A 263-nucleotide genomic window follows, 5' to 3' on the forward strand; every position below is an offset into this window, starting at 1 on the left:
GTCACAGGGGGGTGGGTGGAGCGGGCTGGACAGTCTCCTGCACAGGTGCGTGCGGCCGGGCCGTGGTCCACAGGTCGGACTCCGCGCGCTCCACGGGAGAGCGCGGAGCACCAGCCTGATCGCATGCCGCGACCCCTCGCTCCTCTCGCCACATCGCTTCCTACGATCCTGACCGTCCCGGAGGGCAGAGCGGCCGGCCTGAGCCGCGCCCGGCTCCGCGCACCGGACCTGGCCCCGGTCGGCCACGGCCTGCGCATGAGCCG

The organism is Streptomyces sp. NPDC127092 (genome assembly GCF_042722475.1).
GTDB lineage: Bacteria > Actinomycetota > Actinomycetes > Streptomycetales > Streptomycetaceae > Streptomyces.